Below are 3,907 nucleotides of genomic sequence, written 5' to 3'. Positions count from 1 at the left end.
TAACAAAAGTGGGAACCCAATTTTTTGAGCTGATTGTTAGATTGTCTAAGAAATTAATTTTTACATTTTCCGCTTACTTTTTATTTATGGTACAAATATAATGTTTTTTCTGAATTACCTTGTTTCGTATTGCCGATAAAGCGTCTTATTTACGCAACTTTTTTTTAAACATTCGTATATACATTTAAATTTGGATGTTATACGTAATAATATTCTATTTCAAAATTTACTTTCCAAAGGTAAATAATTAAATGTTAAAAATAAAATGAAATGCTGAAAAGTTGAAGTTTGTTTCTTATTGTTAATTCAAAAATTGCTTTGATATATTATTGTTGTTTTTCAACTGAGAAAACTGATCTATTTGGAAGTTTATATCAAATATATATTCTTCAAGTTTAAATCAAAAAATCTATCATCCCGAGGTGCAAGGTGCAAGTGTCTATATATAGACCTTGCACCTTGCACCTTAGGTATGTGTTTGATTTACAATATAGTTGCATATTAAAAAAATGTATTAACTTTGAACCTGAGTTACATGCAGACATAAGGTAGACACTACATACAAAATTGCATTAGCTTCAACATTTCCCAAATCGTACACCATAGATTATAAAAAAAGGTAAACGATTATATTTGAACGGTTTAAATGGAGTGGTTCATTTCCCTCCAGCTCCACTGGTCGCATAAGACATAAAGCGACAAAACATAGACAAACCGTTCAAATTGAGAGATTTGAGCGGTTTTTTTGTATGTTATGGTAGACAGAAAAGACAGGAAATAGACAAATAAAGTCAGTTTATATTTCCCAATTCGTCTACCATAACTTAATTGGACAATTTTGTAGGCGAATTGTCCAATATTGTGAGTTTACTATCCAGTTTCTAAGGTTCCACTTTATAGCAAAAAAATCACTCCAATTTCTAGAAATAATTTATCCCAATATCAAATAATTTCGTGTTATTATAATATCGAAAAATGAAATTGGTTTAAAATACATCTTTATTGTATACTTCAACTATACAATAGGGAAAATATATGAACTAACTAATGGTTAATCAATATTATACGAGCTTTAAAATTTTTCTTTCATTCTTATAGTTTTTAATTTATGAAATTTGAATATCTTATTTAGACATATAACGATTTACTAGGTCTAGTATGCACACAAGTCTTGTCGTCTTTTTTTCATAGTATTTTACAGTTGTCTTTTTTCATAGCCACAGTGGTTTTCGTATATTTGCCACATATAATTATTAATAACAAAATAAAAACAATTATGAATTTAGAAAATGCGATGGATAAGTTGACACTTATGGCTGTTGAGTATGGACCAAAACTATTAGGAGCTATACTTGTATTAATTATTGGAATTTGGGTTATTAAAGTTTTGACTGGTGGATTTGGAAAAATGTTGGATAAACGTAAAGTGAATAATTCTCTAACACCATTTTTGAAAAGTTTGGTTTCTGCTATTTTAAAGATATTGCTTATCGTAAGTGTACTTGGTATGATAGGTATTCAAATGACTTCATTTATAGCCATTCTTGGTGCTGCAGGTTTGGCTGTAGGTATGGCTCTTTCGGGCACTTTGCAGAATTTTGCAGGAGGAGTAATTATTTTAATTTTAAAGCCATTTAAGGTTGGTGATTATATAACTGCACAAGGTCATTCGGGAACTGTAAATCAGATTCAGATCTTTCATACAATTCTTAAGACTCCAGATAATAAAACAATAGTTGTTCCAAATGCAGAGCTGTCTAATTCATCTTTAATAAATTTTTCAAATGAACCCAGAAGAAGAGTTGATTGGACAGTTAGAATAGCCTACGGAGACGACACAAACAAAGCAAAAGCAGTGCTTAAACAATTGGCTGACAATGAAGAGCGTATTTTGAAAGATCCTGCAGTTTTTATTGTGGTGTCTGAATTAGGGGATAGTTCCGTTAATATATCGATGCGTGCATGGGTTAATGCTGCTGATTTTTGGAGTGTTTTCTTTGAAATGAATGAAAATATTTACAATACCTTTAATAGAGAGGGACTTAACATACCTTTCCCACAAATGGATGTACATATTCATGATAATAATAATAATAATAAATAAAATAAGAGAGGGAGAAAGAAAAAGTGAGTGCTGTAATATGCATACATAGCTGACAATATAACTATTTCCAGCCCACTTAAAGCGTGTAGTAGTTATTATAGTTTTCTTGCCTCAATAATTATAACCACCCAACTTTACAGATAATGTATGGTTGGGTGTTTTTATTATATATATATAGCTTTGCCAATTGCATGATGCATGCAGAAGAAAGGCTTTTTTAATGTGCCCTTTTAAATAAACATAGATATCAATTGCGTTTATTTATCCACTTTAAAGTAATATGGATATAGAATCTTGAAACTATATCCATATCAATATTTATAATTGCACTGGTCTTTGTATATTTGTCTTTACTCTAAAAAACAAGCATCGGAAATAGAACCATGAAAAAAAATAAAATAATTTCGGGGACAATAGGCGTATTAGTCGGATACACATTATTGTTTTGCAGATTACTTTTCTCTTAATATTTCTTTTGTTATTTCTTCAAGAGTTTCATAATTCATTTGTCCATTTCCAAAGAATGGAGTTAAAAACACTTTAACGTTGTTATTTAAAAGTCCCATTTTGCACTCTTTAGAAGTATTTATATTTTCAAATTGAACACCGAAGAGCGCAAAAAACTTTTCAAATTCCATCCAGTTTCCTTTACCGTAGCAAATAATTGCAGAAGCTGAAAAACTGTCCGATTTAATCAAATCTTCAAATATTTTTTTCCTCTTTGGGAGAACAGATCTTTTATATTCTTCTTTTGATTTGTATTGAGGTATTATTTGAGTGTATGAATCTTTACCTTTACCCCATGTATTAAAACTTTTACATGGTATTGGGTAAAGTTCTGTAAGAAGAGTTTTTCCATTTTCATTTACTGTTCCTAAACTGTTGTTCTGATACACTCTTAATAGCTGTTTGTTATTGGCCATAATTCTTTCTACTTCAACTCCTTCCAGTCTCAGCATTAAGTAGGACATAAACCTCCAAACTGATTGAAATTTTACTGCAGCATTTTCGTCATTACTATGAAGTTTGTGTTTCTTTTCATTGGATAAATGTTTATCATCATCTTTTAAATGAAATTCTTTGCAATCAAGGTATACATAATTTTCTTCATTAATTCTCCTCTTCAGATTATCAAACCCTCCACCACCTTCTTCAATTCCAATAAAAATAATTTTTGCATCGGCTCTTCCGTATCCAATAAAACCTTCTAATTTTTCTAATTGTATGTCTGTTATTTCACTATTCATGTTTATCATGTTAAATTAGAATTAAGCATTTTGTTTTCGCAGCAAAAATACAATAATTATTTATCATATTTTAGTAATGGACTAATGTTTTTGGTAATGTAAGTTCTGATATATAATATTCATTATCATCCAACACCAAATACGTAACCCACCTATAATTAGCAAATAAAAGAGCTTTGTAAGTTTGCCATATAATATATAAATGAGTTAGGCCTAAGGTGTTAGTGGAATTACAAACTGAAACAAGAAGGGACAAGTCGTGACCTGCCCCTTATATAAATAACAATTAAAAAGGATTGAAATCTATTTTAGAAAGTTTCCAATGTTTATACCCACATAAACTGTTCTCGGATTCATTGGTCCGTAAACATATCCAGGGTCGCGGTCAATACCTCTATCAAAATTATCTTGATATGAATTAAGTATATTCTTTACCCCTGCAAACAGTTGTAAAGTTGCCCCATTGAGCTTTATGTTGTATCGTCCTTTTACACCCAAATCCATAAAGGTTTCTGTTTCTCTCAGTTCGCCTTCGTCGGGATTGGGGAGTTGCATT

At 30.3% G+C, this 3,907-nt stretch carries 2 protein-coding genes and 1 pseudogene; 1 reads left to right on the top strand and 2 read right to left on the bottom strand.

Annotation, left to right across the window (positions count from 1 at the left end):
- Positions 1 to 1,276: 1,276 nt before the first annotated feature.
- A complete protein-coding gene (locus tag VNJ50_RS04975) occupies positions 1,277 to 2,104 on the top strand; it encodes a mechanosensitive ion channel family protein (RefSeq protein WP_325579627.1) in 828 nt (275 codons plus the stop codon).
- A gap of 452 nt (positions 2,105 to 2,556) precedes the next feature.
- Here VNJ50_RS04975 and VNJ50_RS04970 read toward each other — a convergent pair whose 3' ends face one another.
- Both VNJ50_RS04970 and VNJ50_RS04965 read right to left on the bottom strand, forming a co-directional pair.
- Positions 2,557 to 3,351: a hypothetical protein gene (locus VNJ50_RS04970; protein WP_325579625.1), complete on the bottom strand. Its 795-nt coding sequence runs from the start codon at positions 3,349 to 3,351 to the stop codon at positions 2,557 to 2,559.
- Positions 3,352 to 3,654: 303 nt separating this feature from the next.
- Positions 3,655 to 3,907, bottom strand: a pseudogene (locus tag VNJ50_RS04965) (TonB-dependent receptor); the annotation flags it as partial.

Origin of the sequence: Gelidibacter sp., assembly GCF_035577925.1 — a bacterium.
Lineage (GTDB): Bacteria > Bacteroidota > Bacteroidia > Flavobacteriales > Flavobacteriaceae > Gelidibacter.
This window is presented reverse-complemented; position numbering and strand designations above follow the sequence as displayed.